The 1571-nt window shown below is 41.4% G+C and carries 2 protein-coding genes; both read left to right on the forward strand.

All coding sequences use genetic code 11. From position 1 onward, the window contains the following. Positions 1-419, forward strand: a 419-nt coding sequence (locus tag AMDU4_RS06805; RefSeq protein ID WP_290704475.1) for an amidohydrolase family protein, incomplete at its 5' end; no start/stop codon positions are given. 170 nt (positions 420-589) lie between these two features. Further along, the coding region (locus AMDU4_RS06810) for an IS5 family transposase (protein ID WP_021787246.1) at positions 590-1571 on the forward strand (982 nt) is incomplete at its 3' end.

Below are 1571 nucleotides of genomic sequence, written 5' to 3' on the forward strand. Positions count from 1 at the left end.
TACCAGAACTGTTATCCAATAATGTGAACGTCTCTCTAGGAACCGACAGCTCAGGAAGCAACAACTCTCTGAACATGTTTGAGGAGATGAAATATTCCGCAATATCAATAAACAACGACCGCTGGTCAGCCGACACTGTAAAATCACAGCAGATCATGGATATGGCCACCAGAAATGCGGGAATTGCATTAAAATCCCCCATAGGAATAATTCGTGAGGGATACCTTGCCGATCTGGTTATACTTGACATGAACAAATACAATACAATGCCATATAATGATTCTAATATAGTCAATAATATAGTGTTTTCAGCCAACCCTGAGAATGTAGAATCGGTTATGGTAAATGGAAAAATTATCCGCTCAAAGAATTTTAACACCACGGAAGAGTCAAAATTTGCGGAACTAAATTATTTATAACCCATAATAATACACTTCTGAGATTTTCTAATAACCCCTCTCTTTATTATCCTATGAATGTGATTTTCATTTCATCTCTTCAACCACGTTTATTTAAAATATTCAGTTTATCCCATAATTTACTACGTTTGCAAGCGAAACCTTTATTCATGCAATCGCGATCAATATGCATGGACATAATGAATTACGGTCTCCGGGAGAAATATGATCAGTTGAAAAGATTCGGCGACAGGCTTTCCGACATGAAGACTGTCATAGAGTGGGAAAGGATCAGGCCTTTACTCAATGACTTATATATTAATAACACAGAGAAGGGTGGAAGGTCAAATTATGATCCCATACTCATGGTCAAGATACTATTCCTTCAGTCCATATATGGCATAGTTGATGAGTCCATTGAGAAGGAGATACACAATCGCCTGGATTTCATGAACTTCCTGGATTATCCTGAATCGGTACCGGATGCAAGAACCATATGGCTCTTTCGCGAAAGGCTCTCCAATAATCACAAGGACAAGAAGATCTGGAAGGAGATATGGAAACAGTTCAAAGAGAAGGGCATTACAGTAAAGAAAGGTACAATTCAGGACGCCACTTTCATCGAATCGGATCCAGGCCATGGAAAGCACAGGAAAGGTGACGGAACAATACCAATCTATTTGGATCAGAACCCGGTGAAGGAACCTTCAGAATCGGATCATAATGAAGAGAAAACATCAAAGAGGGAGGCAAAGACTGCAAGGAAAATTGAGATTGAACAAAAGAAGAAGGCAAGGGAGGAGGAGCGGAAGAACGCAAAGACAAGGAGATCCAAGGACGGTACCTGGACAGTGAAGAACAAAAGATCCCATTTCGGGTACAAGCTCCACACAATACAGGATTCAGACAATGACATGATACTGAACTATGCAACGACCACTGCATCAGTGCATGACTCGCAGATCGATCTATCCATTCCTGGCATCGTGAATTACAAGGACAAGGGTTACTTTGGCGTTGAAGGAAGGGGAATAGATGCAGCCATGGATAAGGCTGCCAGGGGACACAAGCTGCCAGTGGAAAGCATCCGCAGGAATCTCAGGATAACAAGGAAAAGATCCAGGGGTGAGAGACCGTATTCTGTTATAAAGGGAATATTCCATGGAGGTCACG

The organism is Ferroplasma sp. Type II, assembly GCF_000496155.1.